At 41.0% G+C, this 15,696-nt stretch carries 20 protein-coding genes and 1 tRNA gene; 10 read left to right on the top strand and 11 right to left on the bottom strand.

Going from position 1 to position 15,696, the window contains the following annotated elements; all coding sequences use genetic code 11:
• Nucleotides 1-32: 32 nt before the first annotated feature.
• Together B1K52_RS12440 and B1K52_RS12435 are read right to left on the bottom strand one after the other, a co-directional pair.
• Nucleotides 33-593 (bottom strand): recombinase family protein, encoded by a 561-nt coding sequence (locus tag B1K52_RS12440; RefSeq protein ID WP_077308694.1) that lies wholly within the window; start codon nt 591-593, stop codon nt 33-35.
• A gap of 366 nt (nt 594-959) precedes the next feature.
• Complete coding sequence (locus B1K52_RS12435) at nt 960-1,142, bottom strand: hypothetical protein (protein WP_077308692.1); 183 nt, start codon at nt 1,140-1,142, stop codon at nt 960-962.
• A gap of 877 nt (nt 1,143-2,019) precedes the next feature.
• Here B1K52_RS12435 and B1K52_RS12430 point away from each other — a divergent pair.
• The gene (locus B1K52_RS12430) at nt 2,020-2,577 is read left to right on the top strand and encodes an Ltp family lipoprotein (protein ID WP_077308690.1); all 558 of its coding nucleotides are present in this window, start codon (nt 2,020-2,022) and stop codon (nt 2,575-2,577) included.
• A gap of 141 nt (nt 2,578-2,718) precedes the next feature.
• On the opposite strand, the gene B1K52_RS12425 is transcribed toward B1K52_RS12430, so the two are convergent.
• Genes B1K52_RS12425 through B1K52_RS12415 form a run of 3 tightly spaced genes read right to left on the bottom strand, consistent with a single transcriptional unit; the run spans nt 2,719 to nt 3,912 of the window.
• On the bottom strand, nt 2,719-2,973 hold the full coding sequence (locus tag B1K52_RS12425) for a hypothetical protein (RefSeq protein ID WP_256855906.1): 255 nt from the start codon (nt 2,971-2,973) through the stop codon (nt 2,719-2,721).
• The gene (locus B1K52_RS12420) at nt 2,973-3,626 is read right to left on the bottom strand and encodes a hypothetical protein (protein ID WP_077308688.1); all 654 of its coding nucleotides are present in this window, start codon (nt 3,624-3,626) and stop codon (nt 2,973-2,975) included. Before B1K52_RS12420 ends, B1K52_RS12425 begins: the two co-directional genes overlap by 1 nt.
• A gap of 13 nt (nt 3,627-3,639) precedes the next feature.
• Nucleotides 3,640-3,912, bottom strand: a complete 273-nt coding sequence (locus B1K52_RS12415; RefSeq protein WP_077308686.1) for a helix-turn-helix domain-containing protein — start codon at nt 3,910-3,912, stop codon at nt 3,640-3,642.
• A 408-nt stretch (nt 3,913-4,320) separates the two neighbouring features.
• On the opposite strand from B1K52_RS12415, the gene B1K52_RS12410 reads away from it, so the two are divergent.
• The 8 genes from B1K52_RS12410 (at nt 4,321) to B1K52_RS12375 (ending at nt 7,777) form a co-directional block, all read left to right on the top strand.
• On the top strand, nt 4,321-4,911 hold the full coding sequence (locus B1K52_RS12410; RefSeq protein ID WP_077308685.1) for an ATPase, T2SS/T4P/T4SS family: 591 nt from the start codon (nt 4,321-4,323) through the stop codon (nt 4,909-4,911).
• 22 nt (nt 4,912-4,933) lie between these two features.
• A complete protein-coding gene (locus B1K52_RS12405) occupies nt 4,934-5,875 on the top strand; it encodes a type II secretion system F family protein (protein WP_256855905.1) in 942 nt (313 codons plus the stop codon).
• A 15-nt stretch (nt 5,876-5,890) separates the two neighbouring features.
• The gene (comGC, locus tag B1K52_RS12400; RefSeq protein ID WP_256855904.1) at nt 5,891-6,202 is read left to right on the top strand and encodes a competence type IV pilus major pilin ComGC; all 312 of its coding nucleotides are present in this window, start codon (nt 5,891-5,893) and stop codon (nt 6,200-6,202) included.
• Nucleotides 6,186-6,626, top strand: coding sequence for a type II secretion system protein (locus B1K52_RS12395; RefSeq protein ID WP_077308679.1), 441 nt, complete (start codon nt 6,186-6,188; stop codon nt 6,624-6,626). The genes comGC and B1K52_RS12395 overlap by 17 nt, the downstream gene beginning before the upstream one ends.
• A 16-nt stretch (nt 6,627-6,642) precedes the next feature.
• Nucleotides 6,643-6,936 (top strand): hypothetical protein, encoded by a 294-nt coding sequence (locus B1K52_RS12390; RefSeq protein ID WP_143588882.1) that lies wholly within the window; start codon nt 6,643-6,645, stop codon nt 6,934-6,936.
• On the top strand, nt 6,917-7,327 hold the full coding sequence (comGF, locus tag B1K52_RS12385) for a competence type IV pilus minor pilin ComGF (RefSeq protein ID WP_179106544.1): 411 nt from the start codon (nt 6,917-6,919) through the stop codon (nt 7,325-7,327). Before B1K52_RS12390 ends, comGF begins: the two co-directional genes overlap by 20 nt.
• Nucleotides 7,302-7,670 (top strand): hypothetical protein, encoded by a 369-nt coding sequence (locus B1K52_RS12380; protein ID WP_077308674.1) that lies wholly within the window; start codon nt 7,302-7,304, stop codon nt 7,668-7,670. The genes comGF and B1K52_RS12380 overlap by 26 nt, the downstream gene beginning before the upstream one ends.
• A 36-nt stretch (nt 7,671-7,706) precedes the next feature.
• Nucleotides 7,707-7,777: transfer RNA gene (locus tag B1K52_RS12375), tRNA-Gln, on the top strand.
• A 38-nt stretch (nt 7,778-7,815) separates the two neighbouring features.
• On the opposite strand, the gene B1K52_RS12370 is transcribed toward B1K52_RS12375, so the two are convergent.
• From B1K52_RS12370 to B1K52_RS12350, 5 genes are all read right to left on the bottom strand, one after another.
• On the bottom strand, nt 7,816-8,436 hold the full coding sequence (locus tag B1K52_RS12370) for an MBL fold metallo-hydrolase (protein ID WP_077310592.1): 621 nt from the start codon (nt 8,434-8,436) through the stop codon (nt 7,816-7,818).
• A gap of 321 nt (nt 8,437-8,757) precedes the next feature.
• Nucleotides 8,758-10,689, bottom strand: a complete 1,932-nt coding sequence (locus tag B1K52_RS12365) for an LTA synthase family protein (RefSeq protein ID WP_077308672.1) — start codon at nt 10,687-10,689, stop codon at nt 8,758-8,760.
• A gap of 82 nt (nt 10,690-10,771) precedes the next feature.
• Nucleotides 10,772-11,755, bottom strand: coding sequence for an ROK family glucokinase (locus B1K52_RS12360; RefSeq protein ID WP_077308670.1), 984 nt, complete (start codon nt 11,753-11,755; stop codon nt 10,772-10,774).
• Nucleotides 11,748-11,969, bottom strand: a complete 222-nt coding sequence (locus B1K52_RS12355; protein WP_077308668.1) for a YqgQ family protein — start codon at nt 11,967-11,969, stop codon at nt 11,748-11,750. Before B1K52_RS12355 ends, B1K52_RS12360 begins: the two co-directional genes overlap by 8 nt.
• A gap of 142 nt (nt 11,970-12,111) precedes the next feature.
• The gene (locus B1K52_RS12350) at nt 12,112-13,146 is read right to left on the bottom strand and encodes a M42 family metallopeptidase (protein ID WP_077310591.1); all 1,035 of its coding nucleotides are present in this window, start codon (nt 13,144-13,146) and stop codon (nt 12,112-12,114) included.
• Between the two features lie 80 nt (nt 13,147-13,226).
• Here B1K52_RS12350 and B1K52_RS12345 point away from each other — a divergent pair, with 80 nt between their 5' ends.
• On the top strand, nt 13,227-14,054 hold the full coding sequence (locus B1K52_RS12345) for a hypothetical protein (protein WP_077308667.1): 828 nt from the start codon (nt 13,227-13,229) through the stop codon (nt 14,052-14,054).
• Here the strand turns inward: B1K52_RS12345 and B1K52_RS12340 are convergent.
• Nucleotides 14,048-15,589 (bottom strand): rhomboid family intramembrane serine protease, encoded by a 1,542-nt coding sequence (locus tag B1K52_RS12340; RefSeq protein ID WP_077308665.1) that lies wholly within the window; start codon nt 15,587-15,589, stop codon nt 14,048-14,050. The two genes, B1K52_RS12345 and B1K52_RS12340, sit on opposite strands and share 7 nt — an antisense overlap.
• Nucleotides 15,590-15,696 lie beyond the last annotated feature (107 nt).

Genomic DNA, 15,696 nt, shown 5'->3' with positions numbered 1-15,696 from the left:
GATTAGAATGAATAAATATCGCTGGTGGAATGTCATTGTCTATCAGCCACCTTCTTCTTAGCCCTAATAAGCGTACTTTTTGAGATCCCAGTCATGTTCTCAACTTCTTTATACGAATGAGATTCCAGAAGCTGCAAAGCGTGTGCTACTTGTTTTTGACTGTACTTATTCGGTCTGCCTTCTCGGAAGTCCTCACGCTGTTTTGCGATTGCCTTTCCTTCCTGCGTCCTTTCGACGATCATATCACGTTCAAATTCAGCAAAGGAACTCATTATATTAAAGATCAGCCGCCCTGTCGGTGTGTTCTCTACCAGCCCCATATTTAGTACGTGAACCCTCACGCCTTTCTCAAATAGTCCTTTAACAGTTTCAATTGCGTCACCAGCCGAACGTGCAAAGCGGTCTAGCTTGGTAACTACTAATGTATCACCTGATTCGAGAACAGAAAGTAGTTCTTTGAACTGGGGGCGATCTGCCTTTGTTCCAGTGAACTTCTCCGAATAGATTTTCTCGCAACCTTCCTTCTCCAACGATTTAATTTGTCCTGCTAAGTCTTGGTTTACTGTAGATACCCTTGCGTAGCCGTATTTCATTATGTATTGCCTCTTTCTGTTGTTTATTTATGACACTAAGTTATGACGCCTTTTGATACCTTGATATTACAGCACCATCAAAATGGTGTCAATACTTTTAAGTTATGACACCGCACATTTAAAAGTATAGGACTGCCGCACTTAGCGACAGCCCTTCTATATGGAGGAATTATTTGTTGTCAGTTCAGGTTATCTTACACTTAAATCCTAATCTTTAAAAGTTATCTCATTTTTTAATTGATCTTATCCTAAGAAAATTGAAACAATCATTTTTTCTAGAACTGTTGGAGATAACCAAATGCATATATCATACCTCCTTTCCTAATTATTTTAAAATCTGAAAATAAATTATGAGGGTAGCACACCTTATGGTGCACTGCCCTTTTTAATCATGATACTAAATACCACACCACTTACCACGGTAGTGGCACTAAGACCGAAGGTCTTAAAGTTTGCCCAATCAAAATCAAATTCCATGAATCCGGAAAAGTAAGCGATTAGTCCAAACGACACAATAGACACGACAACCCATTTTAAAACATCCAACATAATAATTTCCTCCAGTATAGTTTTTTTACCGACGAATCGGATACTTTCTGGAGTAAGCTGTTAAGCACTTTTATATTTTATTGGTTGGCTGCTTTTACGCCCACATCCTCCAAGGCTTACTATTATAATTATACTAAATTTTAGTAGATAAGGAAGGGGATTTTTGTAATATTTTGTTCTTTTTTAAGCCGACATTAGCTAAGTATTCTACAGCTAGAACAAGGATAAGCCTGGGGTCAAAAGTGTCTATATAAGCAAGGACTGAATTAGAAGTCTCAGCATAACTACAAGACACGTATACAGCCGCACACAGCCACAAGAAATACGAGACTGAACAAGGTATAGGATAAGAAATAAGGCAAGGAAGGAAGGTACACAACGCACGTATGCAAGCATAGAGAAGTCACAGCAAGGCGACACAAGCAGGACAAGCACAGTGAAGGAATAACAGATAAAACAACAGCAGCAAACCAGCAAGGCAAGCTGCCGAATACATAGGTTGATTTAAGTAGATCAGGGTTGAAAAAGATGGAATGACATACCCCACCTACGGGGGACGGGGGTATGGAATAGGGCTGGTCAGGTACTTACTATGGACACACAAAAATTTCAAACCTTTTCTAGCACAATCGTTGTTGATAGAAGCCTCTCAGACGCAATAACTTTTGCTTAGCCTAGGTACGGGTAATTGCGTCACGCAGCATTACAGCGAAGGGTGTCCTTAACGAAAACGCCCACCTTACACTACCTCATTCTGCCTAAAGAATTGCACCATGTCATTTTGAAACTTTTCCTTGCTAAATGGTGAGTTACCCTGTAACCTACTATAGGTAAGGCGACTTACAACAAATTACCTAAGTTAGAGAGGTCTCATAATATGTCAGATAATGTACAGGGTAAGCCAAAGAAGAAATGGTACAAGAAGTGGTGGATATGGTTAATCGTTGTTATTGTACTTGTATCAGTTGCTAATATGGACGAGGAAGATACGGCTGATTCAGATTCTACAGGTACAACAGAAACGGCAAGTGCTACTGAGGAAACACCTGAGGCTACAGAAACAAAAGCTGAACCTAAAGAAGAAGCTAAAGAAGAACCTGAACCGAAACCTGAACCTAAGGAAAAAGAACCAGAAAAGCCCTCTATGACTGTATCACAGAAAAATGCTATTTCAAAGGCTAAAAGTTATATCAGTCTAACTGGATTCTCTGAAAGTGGACTTGTTGAACAGTTAGAATTTGAAGGGTTCAGTAACGAGGACGCAACCTTTGCTGTAGAGAACATTGACATTGACTGGAATGAACAAGCTGCTAAGAAAGCAGAATCGTACAATGACCTTACTGGATTTTCAAGAAGTGGCTTAATCGAACAACTTGAATTTGAAGGATTCACTTCTGAACAAGCTAATCATGGTGCTGACTCTGTTGGACTTTAAGGGACGCTGAAAAGCGTTCTTTTTTTTTGTCTCATTTTTGCAACAGTACGCAAGTACTTCCCTAAGAACAGAAAAATAGCCCCACCAGTATTACTACCAGTGAGGCTGTCGGAGGGAAATCCGATATTAGTTTTGGTTGTTCTAAGCTTCTTCCATCTGTTTAATGATTTGTTCCTTAATTCCAGTGTCTTTAAGACGTTCTAGCATAGCCGCATTCAATTCCTTGTCATTTATCGGTGATGGGTCTTTAAAGTCACCCACTTCATTTTGAATAGCTACGCCTAAACTTAAAGCGATAGCAGGGTCAAGTCCTTTTAAGACCTCAGTATTTCCGTTCTTTAGTTCGGACAGAATCTTACTTTTATTTAGCTGCATTGTAGTAAATAAATTCCCCATTATTCCACGTCCTTTCCAGTTGCTTTTTCAGATTCAATTACGCTTCTTGGTTTATCTGGACGGTAGCCACGACAAGCACCGAACACGTCGCCTTTAGATACCACAGCGTCACTATTCCAACCAAAAGACGGTTTAAATGTGTCCTCATTAAACACGTACTCTAGGCGAGGAAATTCTTCTCTGACTGCCTGATCTTCAAAGACCTCGTAAATGTCAGGTGCTATTTTTCGGTATTGATCATTCATTTGTTGACCAATCTCGCTAATCTCCTGCAGCATTAGGTATTTGTACTTCTCAACTATGTCAGTAGCACCGTAGCCAGTTTTATTACGCATATCAGACCTAATAGCTGTTCGGTAAAGTGGCGTAATTTCCAGCTTTAATGCTGTACGTTCCTCTGTCAGTTCTTCCAGCAGCACACTGATAATTTCTGATTTCTGATTGATTTCCTTAGCTGCGATTTTTAAGTAAACCATTTCTGATACACTTGCAGATTCTTGGTCTAAGATATTTGCTGTCATTTCATCTTGAAGGGCAGCTAGTTCATCATTTAATTCACTTTCCTGCTTATCAATCTTGCTAACTCTTTCCTTGTAATTAGCCAAGACTTTCTCTGTCTCTGTAAATAACTTACGTACCTTTACTTGTGCCATTATTCTTCCCCCTTTATTTATAGCCACGCTGTTCTTTCATATCCAATATCCTTCTAACACTTGCAATCTCCACGTTCGATACTCGCAGACGCTTAATTGCGTCCTTAAATTTAGATTGATACAATGGTGTAAATTCCAGATCGCCTCGTTCAAGCTTGCCGATAGTGCTACGATCTAAATTCATATACTGTTCAAAGTCCAGCTGCGTTTTGTTTCTCAAATGACGAACAGGCTTAATATAACGGTGATCAAATTCCTGATTGTACGGGATTCTGTTGTTTTCCATTCTTCACTCTCCCCCGAAATGGGAACTCTAATTAATAAAAAAAATGAGGCGTTAAGACTCATTTCATGACATTTTAAAAGACATACATTTTCTCAGTATTATGTTCATGGAACTCCCTGTCTTTACAGGTTGAAATAATACAAATTTGAATGTCCTATTTTACTTAAAAATCGCAAGTACTTCTGTGAAGAAACAAATCAAAGAGGTGCTAAAAGTGAAAAGGACAACAAAAGAGAAAAAGCAATACGATAAAAAAATTATAATAAGAATTGTTAATGAACCGTCTAGTGAAGCAATATTAAATACAGCGAAAATCTTAAAGACTCTTGGCAAACACGCTTAGAGTCTTTATTTTTTTAGTAGTTATCCCTAAAAACTGGTCCAACTGGCAGCGGCAAAACAACAACGATGTATGCAATTCTCCAAGATTTGCTTCGTAACAAAGCGTGCCAAGCAATTACGCTAGAAGACCCTATCGAGAAAAGAATGGACAATTTACTGCAAGTGCAAGTAAACGAAAAAGCTGGTCTTACGTACCAAGCAGGTTTGAAAGCAGCACTTCGCCATGATCCTGACGTGTTAATGATTGGAGAAATCAGGGACGAATCCACTGCCAGCTTTGCTTTTGAAACAGCACGTACCGGCCATCTCGTTATTAGCACGCTGCATGCGAGAAATGCAGCAGGTGCTATTCACCGTTTACAAGAAATGGGGATACCGCTGGCAGATCTTCAGCACACATTAATCGGTATTGCATCGCTGGAGTTACTTCCGATTCAGCAGCCATATCCATCTCGCGCCGCTATTATGGAATTAGCAAATGCCAATCAAATACATCGTCTGCTCCAGAATTCAACGTCATCTTTCCTGACTTTTGCTGAACTTAGGAGGAAAGCCTATGCATACGGTTTCGTTAAAGAAGAAATTGATTACAATCAGAAGGACAGCCAAGCTATTATCTACGGAGCAGCAAATACAGTTTCTCAAACAGCTCCATAGGCTGCGAGCGCGAGGATATGATATGGCCCGTTCATTGGAATTCCTTCACTGGCAGCCGCAATGGCAAGCTGTTACCAAAAAGCTTCAAGCTGGACTGCAGCAAGGGATGAGGCTTGATGAAGCTTTTACTTATGCACGCTTCTCCGAAGTTATTGTCATTCATCTCTATGTTGCACATCATGATGGCAATCTGGAAGAGGCCCTTGCCCGCAGCTATGGTACTTTAGAGAAACAAATGCAGCAGCTGACTAAGTTCAAGAAAGTCACCCGTTATCCGCTCTTTCTGCTGTTTAGTATTTTTATGCTGCTGCTATTTGTAAAGCTTTATGTTTACCCTTCTTTCTTAAATCTCTTTACCTATTCCGCTGAGTCAGCAAATCTTCTGCATTTCTTCTCAAGTCTTGTCAATATTTTTCTGATTGGAAGTGTGCTTCTCGCTGTTACGGCCGTTAGTTTCTTCATATTTCAAAGATACATCCGTAAGAACTGGACAGCTGCAAGAAAACGGCCATACTTGGAACGGCTTCCTTTAGTCAGCCGGATTTTTCGTACTCAGACAAGCTTTCAATTTGCTATCCAGCTTGGCAACCTTCTCACAGCAGGTCTTTCCTTTTATGAAAGCTTGCAGCTGCTTAGTAAACAGCATTATCATGACATTCTCCAATTATATTGCAGTTCCTTGCTTCACCAGCTTGCCTCTGGTCATACACTGACTGAATGCTTATCTGCATATCCGCTTCTCGATGCACAGCTTCAGAATATTTTACGTACGGAAGAAGATGTAGATTCCCAAGCAAAAGATTTGCTTATGTATGCTGAGATTATCACTACTAAAATGGAGGAAAAAATGAAAACAGTACTTCATCTCCTCCAACCTGCACTGCTTTGTATTATGGCACTATGTATTATTATTGTTTACTTATCACTGCTGCTACCAATGTTTCAAATGGTTCATACATTATAAAAGCGAGGGATAATATTGAAAAATGAAAAAGGATTTACTTTAATTGAAATGCTAATTGTCCTGCTTGTCATTTCTGTGCTTATGATCCTGATTGTTCCCAATTTAGCGGATAAAAATGAACATGTTCAGTCAGAAGGCTGTGAAGCGCTTGTAAAATTAGCGGAAAGCCAAGTTGAAACATATCGGATAGACCATGGCACAGCACCTACAGATATTTCACAACTAAAAGACGGTTATTTGACTGAAAGTACTTGTCAAGGCGGCAAGCGTCAGCTCACAATCAGCTCTTCCGGTGAGGTTTCTTTAATTGATGCACCAAGTTCATAAAGAACAAGGATTCAGTTTACTAGAGTTAACAATTGTTCTTGGACTTGCTTCTCTCTTGATCGCAATTGGTGCAGGTGTCCAGCAACATCTGCTAGCAGAGGCAGAAGCGAAGCAATTCATAAAACAGTTTGAACAAGATTTATTATTTCTCCAGCAATATAACCAGTTCGATCATTCAGCAAAACTTTACTTGGAAAAAGACAGATACGAAATCTACTCTGCTAGATACGAGAAGAATATTTTGGTACATCCTATACCTGATCATATAAGCATTCGTTCCTTCACCCACTCAGGTAGTTTTTCGTTCAGTAAGTTTGGTTCCATACGCTCAGCGGGCAGTTTTAAAATTTCTACGCCAACAGGAACAGAAATGCTTACTTTTCCGCTCGGGAAAGCACGTGGGTACTATGAAGAAGGAATCTAATCAAGCTGGGTTTCTTATGTTGGAAAGTTTAGTTGCTTTCGGCATGTTCCTCGTTTTATGTACCCTGCTGCTGCCTTTACTGTTAGATTATAAAAAAGAACTGCATATACAGGAAAAGCGTTCCTACTATTACAGCTTGCTCCAAAATGAATTAGCGAAAAAAAGTCCAAAAAATCAAGAAATTAAAGTGGATGACTTCACTATTATCTTCCGCTTTACCAACGAAGAAGGCTTAAAGAAAGGTTGTATGGATTTATCAGCTGAAGGACGTAATGAGAGGCGCTGCTTATATGGGTATCTGGAAAGATAAAGGCTTTACGTTGTTAGAAGCATTGATTGCTTTAGGGATTCTTATGTTAATTGTTTCCACAATTCCACTCTTGCTGACTCCTTTAAAAGAGGAACCCAAAGCAGAAGCTGTATCAATAAGGCAAGGTCTATATTTTATCTCCCTGGAAATTTATAAAGGAAGTAACATACATGCAGCAGAAGGCAAATTATTTATTCAAACCCAGCAAGGCCAAACAGCAGTATTCGAGAAGTATAAAAATATGATTCGCAGGCAGGTGGATGGCAAAGGACATGAAGTTTATCTGCATCGTATACAAGATTGGAAAGTCACACAGCACGGCGACACAATCGTCATAACCATTAAAGCAAATAAGGATGAGGTATATGAAAAACGACTTTCTATTCAATGAAAGAGGGTTTCTGCATCCATTTTTGTTATTTCTTACTGCATTCTTTCTCTTACTGCTCACTTCAGGCAGCTTACTGCTCCAAACAAATGTAAAATCTACCGACCTGCTATTCGAACAATATAGACTGGAGCAGGCCGTTTCTATCGCAGTACAAACAGTTGAAAAGCACTATCTCCCACAATTGGATGCTGATGAAGAAAGATTGACGATTGAAAATCAAGCCATGACGGCCTCTATTACAATTAACAGAAGTGAGGAGCACATAATCGTGATGTATGTCATTCAAGCAGATAAAAGTGCCGAACCTCTGGAATTCACAAAAAAGTATTCATCTGATGTATAAGTTGCCCGGCTTTGTACACAATAATGGATGTACCAATGGGCTATAGCCAAGTGGTAAGGCAGCGGGTTTTGGTCTCGTTATCGTTGGTTCGAATCCAGCTAGCCCAGTAAAAAGATCCTGCACGAGTTATGTGCAGGATCTTTTCTTATGTTAAAAATGGGTTTTTCGCTTTTTCTTCGCCTATTGTTGTTGCCGGACCATGACCTGGATAGACGACAGTATCTTCCGGCAGCGTCAAGAGCTGTTCTGTAATGCTGCTCAGTAGCGTAGGTAAATCACCGCGATACAAATCTGTACGGCCAATTCCGCGTTGGAACAAAGCATCTCCCACAATTGCGTAGCCTTCCTTATGAAAAACCAACGAAACACTTCCAGGTGAATGCCCTGGTGTATGTCGAACTTCAAAGAAGAAATGCTCTAGCTGCATGTCACCAAGCTTCAAAGTTTCATCACAATCTCTTGCCGTAATTTGCTTGACCGGAAACATTTTTGATCCATTTTTTCCGGGATCCCCAAGCCAATCTGCTTCTTCCTCATGCAGGTATACTGGGATATGATAGACATCTCGGACATCATCCACTGCACCAATATGATCAAAATGAGCATGTGTCAGCAAGATTGCCTGCGGGCGCAATTCCTTCTGCTTAATCCACTCGATTAATTTCACGCTGTCTCCGCCAGGATCGATGATGAGACAGTCATTCTTTGCTTCTACTATGTAACAATTCGTTCCCATTGGTCCGAGACTTAATGTATGTATTTGCATTTTCTTCACAAGCTCCTTTCCCAATTAATTCCTTCTGAAAAGGCTCGACAAGCTATGATGTGTGTACACTTGCAGATGGCAGTTGCCAAGCTTTTCCCTCTCAGTATAGCAGGAATCAAACGAGTTTGCCCATAGAGAAGCAAGTAAGTACTATTAACCATCATTTTGTTCTTGGTTGCAGTTTCGTGTGGCTGTATCTTAGTTGAGGAACGCAAAAGAACAAATATTTCTTCTTTGTCTCAACGGCCGCTTTTAATGGTAATTGCACTTTCTTTAGGCTTCCATCATACAAAAAGATCGCTGCACGAAGCAGCGATCTTTTTAGCTAGTTTTCTCTTTTCCTTTTTCAAAGTCATAAAATCGCAGTAGGTCTCCATAGATGATCCGATCAGAGTAATTAAGCTCCTTTGTCACCTGTTCCTGAATTGGTTCACAGACGCTTTCTATTTGTTCGCCTGTTTCTCCAGAAAGCTCAGCTTCCTCACCCTCTAATTCATCTGCTGGTTCACCAGTTTGTCTGTCGTAGCACATATCATTGGTGTACACGTAGTCTTCACTAATAAAGTCGCCATTCCGCAGCGCCGTGTATTCTTTCCGATTTTCTGCAAACAAATCATTTCCGAATTGGATATCATGTTCTGTTTCAATTCCTAACAAACTGAGGATTGTTGGCTTCACATCAATTTGCCCGGATACTTGTTCCATTACCTGGCCATGATTATCACCAGGGATATGGATAAAGAACGGCACCCGCTGATTTTGCACCTGCTGATAAGGCGTAATATCTTTACCCAAGTACTGACTCATTGCTTTATTGTGGTATTCACTAATTCCATAATGATCACCCATCATTACAATAATGGAATCTTCATATTCCCCAGATTCTTTCAGCTGATTGAAAAATTGTTCCACAGCCTCGTCTGTATAGCGGGCAGTTTGGAAATACTTGTTTAATGTCTGAGAATTGGAATCAAATTGATCAATAGTCGCTTCTTCTTCCGGCAAATCAAATGGGTGGTGATTTGTTAAGGTAATAAATTTTGTGTAATAAGGCTTTTCCATTTCATGTAAGTATGGAATGGACTGTTCAAAGAAAGGCTTATCCAAGAGTCCCCAGCCTACTGTATTTTTGTCATCACCTTCTGAAATGACGTCATAGCTGTTTTCATCATAAAATTTATCGTATCCTAAGCTATCGTACATAACATCACGGTTCCAGAAACTGGAATTGTTTGAGTGAAATACAGCGGTTTTATATCCTTCTTGGCCTAGAATCTCAGGTGTGCCGTTATATTCGTTCTGACCGTGGGTGAAAAATACAGCACCCCGAGGCAGCGGATAGATAGAATTCTCCACCAAAAACTCCGAGTCAGACGTTTTCCCTTGTTCTGTCTGGTGATAGAAATTCTCGAAATAATACGTATCTTTATCTTTTGTCAAACTGTTTAGGAAAGGTGTTACTTCTTCGCCGTTGAGTGTGTTATGAATCAAAAAGCTTTGCATGGATTCTAAGGAAATGAATATTACATTTTTCCCTTCTGCTTGCCCGAACTTCGCCGACTTTTCAATTTCGACTTCTTCATTTACATACGAAAGTATTTCTGGAAGTTCATTACCATCGGCAAAAACACGCTGGGCTTCTGTTTTGGATTGCATGACAGCATCATAAGCATGGAAATTGAATACGCCAATGTTTTTAACAAGGTATTCTCTGTCAAAGCCGCGTGTAAACAGCTGCGGCCGTTCTGCTTCGGCAAGTCCTACATTCACGACGATAAGTGCAGCAATTGCTGCCATGGTGGATATTTTCTTTCTGCGAAGGTATTCAACCGTCATATTTTCTTTATAACGGAAGCTTAGGAACCAGATGATGGCAACATCCAGTATCAGCAACATATCTTGTGGATAAATAAGATTTAGTATACTGCCGCCAAGATCTGCGGCATTGCTTCCCTGCATGAGGACCGGCACTGTCAAGAAATCACTAAAGTGACGGTAAAAAATTAAGTTGATGTACAATATGATGGAGCCTGCCAAACTAATGAATCGGATGTAATGCATCTGCCACTTCCGAGAAATCAAGACGCTAAGTCCAAAAGCAAAAAACGCACTGACAAACGGATTTAGGAACAAGATAAATTCCTGCATAGCATTATCTATACTGATGTTAAATAAGAAACGATAAACAATGTACGTTTTTAAACCAAACAAAGCTGTTGCCAAAATATATAATGGTGCAGCAGATCGTTTCAAGAATTAAAAGCCTCCTCATAGTAGAACAGAGCGTAAAGCAAATGGCAGCAGCTTGCGCTGCTGCCATGCACGCATCTCTTTTTTATTGACCTATTTCATCCAAATGTTGTTTAACAAGATAAGCAGCACCGTAAACACCTGCATCGTTACCTAGCTGTGCCGGTACAATTTCACATTCATACGTTGTTCTAGGTAAAGCAGCTTGTTTAAACGCCGCTTTAATAGGATCTAGTAAAGCATCGCCCGCTTTCGAAACGCCACCCCCGATGATGATGCGGGCTGGGTTTGTAAGTATGGCGGCACTTGCTAAAACTTTTGCCAGGACAGTTGTTGCTTTATTCACAACCGCTTTTGCACTTTCATCCTCTGCTGCTGCCAGCTCAAAAACGTCTTTTGCAGATACATTTCCGTTCGATGCCAACCGTTTTCCTAGTTCGCTTTCGGGATGTTCCAGCGCAGCCTCTGAAGCCAAGCGGCTGATTCCAGTTGCAGAAGATACCGTCTCCAAACAGCCATTTCGCCCGCAATTGCATGGTGCTCCATCTTCTTCTACTGTAAAATGCCCTATTTCACCAGCCGTGCCATTTATGCCATTCACAATATGTCCATTAGAGATAATACCAGCTCCTACTCCCGTACCGAGCGTAATAGCGATAATATCTTCTTTCATGTTACCAGCACCTTTCCACACTTCACCAAGTGCAGCAAGGTTTGCATCATTATCAATGTAAACTGGCAACCCGGACAAAACACCCAGCTCCGCAGAAAGAGGAAAATCTCGCCAGCCAACATTGACTGCTTCCGCAATGACGCCATTACGAGGGACAATAAATCCTGGAGCTCCTACTCCAATCCCCCGTACGCTTTCCTTTTCGATTCCAAGTTCAGCAAGCTTAGTCTGGATTGTCGCCCAAATCTGCTTCGGAATGTGCAAGCCTTGTTCATGCTTATCTGTTTTAATTTCCCACTTTTCTACGATATCGCTTGCTTCATTAATGAGAGCAAGTTTAATTGTTGTTCCGCCGATATCTACACCGACTAAAATACGCTCTGCTTCCTTACTCATTGTTTCCCGCTCCTTCATGACTATCCGATAAACCACTTATCTCTTTTGTTAAAATCATATTCGCTTGTCCATATTCTTCTAAGGACAATAGATTATTATTATACAGCTCTCGCAATTCGGATTGCATCATTGTCAAATCCAGCTTACGATCTCCTATATATACAAAAATTCCAAATGTCTTTAAAAGCTGCATAACATCATAAACCGTTTTCATTTATATCACCTAACATATTATAACAACCTTCACTTAAAATTGAAAATGTTTTAAGACTGCGTTTACACCTTTTTAACATTATGCTTTTATCTTAAAGATATGACCTGAAGTTAAGGAACTTCAGGTCATATCTTTAAGATGTTTACATGTTGGTCTTGAGATAGGCGTTCAATAGTGTATACGTAGCTGTTAAAGCTTGCTCATGTGTACGTTCATAAGCATGAGAAGCAGCAATGCCAGGTCCTACAAGTCCATGTCGGATATCGTAACCAGCTCGAATTGCTGCAGAAGCGTCTGACCCGTAGTATGGATAAATATCCAGTTTGTATGGAAGGCTGTTTGTTTCAGCCAGTTCAGCAAGATTTTCTCTTAAAGCAAAATGATACGGTCCGCTAGAGTCTTTGACACAAATGGAGACATCATATTCCGTTGTCGCTTGGCCATCTCCAATCGCTCCCATATCAACTGCAAGGTACTCCACTACTTCAGCTGGAATACTGGAATTCCCGCCATACCCAATTTCCTCATTATTAGAAATAAGAATATGCGTCGTATGCGGCAGCTGACTATCCGTTTCCTTTAATTCACGAAGCAATTCCAGCAAAATAGCTACACTCGCTTTATCATCTAGGTGCCGAGACTTAATGAAACCGGAAGATGTGCGTGTAAAGCGTGGATCGAAGGACACAAAATCACCGACTCGGATTCCCAGCGCTTCTGTCTCTTCCCCAGAAACGGTCTGTTCGTCAATGCGAACTTCCATATTATTTTCATCCCGTTTGGCTTCACCCGCATCGCGATACACATGCACCGATGTCTGGTGCATGAGAATGGTTCCTGAATAAGTTTTGTTTTTGCTGTGTATCGTGCAGTATTCACCTTCTACACTATTCCAGCGGAAACCGCCAATCATCGCTAACGAAAGTGTTCCATCTGCGTTAATTTCTTTAACCATTGCTCCCAATGTATCCACATGCGCAGTCAACAGGCGGTGCTGTTCCTGATCTGCGCCTGGGACCGTAATGAGCAAACTGCCTTTATTTGTAACATGGGAGGTAAGACTTAGTGAATCGGCAAAATCTTTACAAAAAGCAATTGCCTGGTCTGTATAGCCGGATGGGCTAGGTATATGTACTAATTCCTCTAACGTGCTTGTAATGCGATTAATACGTTGCATCAAATCCCCTACTTTCATAAAATATCGCTCTCTTACATAGTATCAATAAGCTACAGTTTGTCCACTTAGGAGGAGAGCAAATGCGTAAATGGCTTATTAGTAGTTGTATTTTCTGTTCGTTTGTCCTCTGCTCACTTTATCTCATACGCCTCCAGCACCCGCAGCCGGTAATTCAGCACTTTCCGCTGAATACGTCAGCAGCATTTACTAGCACAGCAACTTCTATGAAAAAAATTGACTTTCGGCGTATCCGTTGGCATATACAAAGTGCACTCAACCAAGAAGCGTATTTACGTCAGGATATCGGTCTTTTGTATGAAAATGGCGAATTAGTCGGCGTGTTGAATAAATGGCAGCAGCCAGCGCGTGTACTGCAGCAGCAGACAACCCACATGCTGCATCCAAACAAACAATTGGACGCAATCTCTTATCATTTTGCGGAACTCCATAACAACAATATTACTAGTACATCAAAGATGACTGGTATTCGCACGTACACATCGGACAATTTTGAATTGTTTTCTTTCCCCAAAAATGAGCAAGAAACGAATGCACAGCATCTCGCAGAGTCACAAACAAATAGCACACTTCAGCACGTATGGACAGAGGCAAAACAGCAACTATCCATCCCAGCTGCTAACTATATTGAGGTGCCTCTCACAGCGCTCCCGACCGCTGACTTAGCAGCCATAAACGGTCTTTCGGACGATAAAAAAAGGCAGGAGATTATCAGCAGACTTTGGGAAGGACTCTATCGAAACTATCTCCTGCCAATCGGTCCTGCAGTAGAAAAAGGAACAGTGAAGACTTATATTCCACTGCTCCTTTTTGATAAAAATGGTAAGCACTTACGCGTCATTTACCAAGACGAAAACGGTAAACACGCAGAGCTATTGCAATATTACTGAGAAAGTTCTTGTACGAGCTGCTGGTACTGTTTGTCGTTTGGCTCAAGTTCTGCCGCGCGATTAGCATGAATCAAACCCTCATCCTCTTGCCCATTTAGTTGAAGAAAGCGGGCAAGATTATAATGTACAGCGGGCTCATCTGGCGTTAAACGGGCGAGCCTTTCATAATCCTGGACTGCTTCATCTAATTCTCCAGTTTGAGAATAAGCCAGACCTCGATAAAATAAGAGCAGTTGGGCAGCATCACTGCCTTCATTATTTAAAGCTTTTGTTGCGTGCTGTATGACTGCTTGATAATCACCTTGATTGTACGCAGCTTCTGCTTTCAATTCTTCATGCAGTGCTGTATTGACCGGTCCCAGTAAACCATAAATAATCAAACCGACTACTAATAGAAGGCTTAATGCAGCGCCGCCGACACGAGCTGATAATCTCTTTTTACCTGGCAGACCAACAAGCAACGCACTTGCAAAGCCGCCGACTAACCCGCCTAAATGAGCATAAACATCAATAACATGACTAGCGGCAAAGCTAATCACTAAGTTAATCAGCAGGATAACAATTAATCCGTTTCCAATCGTTCGCCAAAACAACTTTGGATAAACGGTCCCAAAATAGAGCAAGGCTCCAAACAATCCGAAAATAGCTCCCGATGCACCTGCACTTAAGTTCGGCGAAAAAGCAAAACTTGCTAAACCGCCAATAATACCGGCTAGCAAATAGACGATAAAAAATCGGCGACGGCCGAATACTTGCTCTGTTAATGTTCCCAGATAATACAAAGAAAGCATATTTGTCATCAAATGCAAAGCTCCGATATGCAAGAACATCGAGGTGATAATCCGCCACCATTGGTTCTCCACTAGTATGAAAGGATTATATTTGGCTCCAAGATCAATGAGTACTGCTGAATCAGTCGAGCCTCCAAGCAGCATCTCCAATAAAAACATGAGTACACTAATGCCGATAAACACGTAAACAAGTAATGGCTTTTTGCGGTGAAATACAGCTTGGTCTGCTTGCTGCTGTTGTACAAGCAAACGCCGCAGCCGGCTTTTCTCCATTTCCAGCTTCTGGTCACTTTCTTCCTCATCCGATATGAGCGACACGGAATCGCTCAACTTCAAATGGCGAAACAGTTTCTCCATTTCTGATTGATAAGAATCTCGATCCAAGTAATACGTTTGCATCGGAATTGGTCTTCTGCTCTTAATGATCATTGGCTTCTTTAACTTTGACCATTCATCCGCAGGTCCTTGGTCACCGAAATAGACGTTATGTATCTGAACCTTCTTGGCGAAGATGCCTTTTGTCATTTGTTGTATATCGCTTGCCGCCTTCAAAATGTCCCGTTTCAAATGATTGGCCCAAGCGAAGGTGCGTGACGTTAATCTCACCATCTGGACTATTCCATCCCGCTTTCTTTCCAGCCAGCTAACACGTAAGTCTTCATTTGCTCTTACAAAAGTAAAACCATGCTCTGCTATTAAATGATTAATCATTCGATAGTAAGCCGTTTCTTCGTTGTAGGTCATACCTCTCCCCCTCTTGCCTACAGTGTATCAAAAAAGTCATGGAAAAACGCTCAGTTTACACTGAGCGTTTAAATATCATTGGCAACATTCGGGAGCGCAAGGGTCCG

The organism is Terribacillus halophilus (assembly GCF_900162685.1).
GTDB lineage: Bacteria > Bacillota > Bacilli > Bacillales > Amphibacillaceae > Terribacillus > Terribacillus halophilus_A.
Note: the sequence above shows the minus strand (reverse complement) of the source record. Positions and strands in the feature narration are given on the sequence as shown.

Excerpts from the sequence above, each read along its gene's own strand:
- comGF (WP_179106544.1), top strand. The coding sequence starts at position 6,917 with ATGGGTATCTGGAAAGATAAAGGCTTTACGTTGTTAGAAGCATTGATT.
- B1K52_RS12440 (WP_077308694.1), bottom strand. The coding sequence starts at position 593 with ATGAAATACGGCTACGCAAGGGTATCTACAGTAAACCAAGACTTAGCA.
- B1K52_RS12350 (WP_077310591.1), bottom strand. The coding sequence starts at position 13,146 with ATGCAACGTATTAATCGCATTACAAGCACGTTAGAGGAATTAGTACAT.
- B1K52_RS12340 (WP_077308665.1), bottom strand. The coding sequence starts at position 15,589 with ATGACCTACAACGAAGAAACGGCTTACTATCGAATGATTAATCATTTA.
- B1K52_RS12435 (WP_077308692.1), bottom strand. The coding sequence starts at position 1,142 with ATGTTGGATGTTTTAAAATGGGTTGTCGTGTCTATTGTGTCGTTTGGA.
- B1K52_RS12430 (WP_077308690.1), top strand. The coding sequence starts at position 2,020 with ATGTCAGATAATGTACAGGGTAAGCCAAAGAAGAAATGGTACAAGAAG.
- B1K52_RS12370 (WP_077310592.1), bottom strand. The coding sequence starts at position 8,436 with ATGCAAATACATACATTAAGTCTCGGACCAATGGGAACGAATTGTTAC.
- B1K52_RS12410 (WP_077308685.1), top strand. The coding sequence starts at position 4,321 with ATGTATGCAATTCTCCAAGATTTGCTTCGTAACAAAGCGTGCCAAGCA.
- B1K52_RS12380 (WP_077308674.1), top strand. The coding sequence starts at position 7,302 with ATGAAAAACGACTTTCTATTCAATGAAAGAGGGTTTCTGCATCCATTT.
- B1K52_RS12415 (WP_077308686.1), bottom strand. The coding sequence starts at position 3,912 with ATGGAAAACAACAGAATCCCGTACAATCAGGAATTTGATCACCGTTAT.
- B1K52_RS12420 (WP_077308688.1), bottom strand. The coding sequence starts at position 3,626 with ATGGCACAAGTAAAGGTACGTAAGTTATTTACAGAGACAGAGAAAGTC.
- B1K52_RS12390 (WP_143588882.1), top strand. The coding sequence starts at position 6,643 with ATGTTGGAAAGTTTAGTTGCTTTCGGCATGTTCCTCGTTTTATGTACC.
- B1K52_RS12360 (WP_077308670.1), bottom strand. The coding sequence starts at position 11,755 with ATGAGTAAGGAAGCAGAGCGTATTTTAGTCGGTGTAGATATCGGCGGA.
- B1K52_RS12395 (WP_077308679.1), top strand. The coding sequence starts at position 6,186 with ATGCACCAAGTTCATAAAGAACAAGGATTCAGTTTACTAGAGTTAACA.
- B1K52_RS12355 (WP_077308668.1), bottom strand. The coding sequence starts at position 11,969 with ATGAAAACGGTTTATGATGTTATGCAGCTTTTAAAGACATTTGGAATT.
- B1K52_RS12345 (WP_077308667.1), top strand. The coding sequence starts at position 13,227 with ATGCGTAAATGGCTTATTAGTAGTTGTATTTTCTGTTCGTTTGTCCTC.
- B1K52_RS12405 (WP_256855905.1), top strand. The coding sequence starts at position 4,934 with ATGGCCCGTTCATTGGAATTCCTTCACTGGCAGCCGCAATGGCAAGCT.
- B1K52_RS12425 (WP_256855906.1), bottom strand. The coding sequence starts at position 2,973 with ATGGGGAATTTATTTACTACAATGCAGCTAAATAAAAGTAAGATTCTG.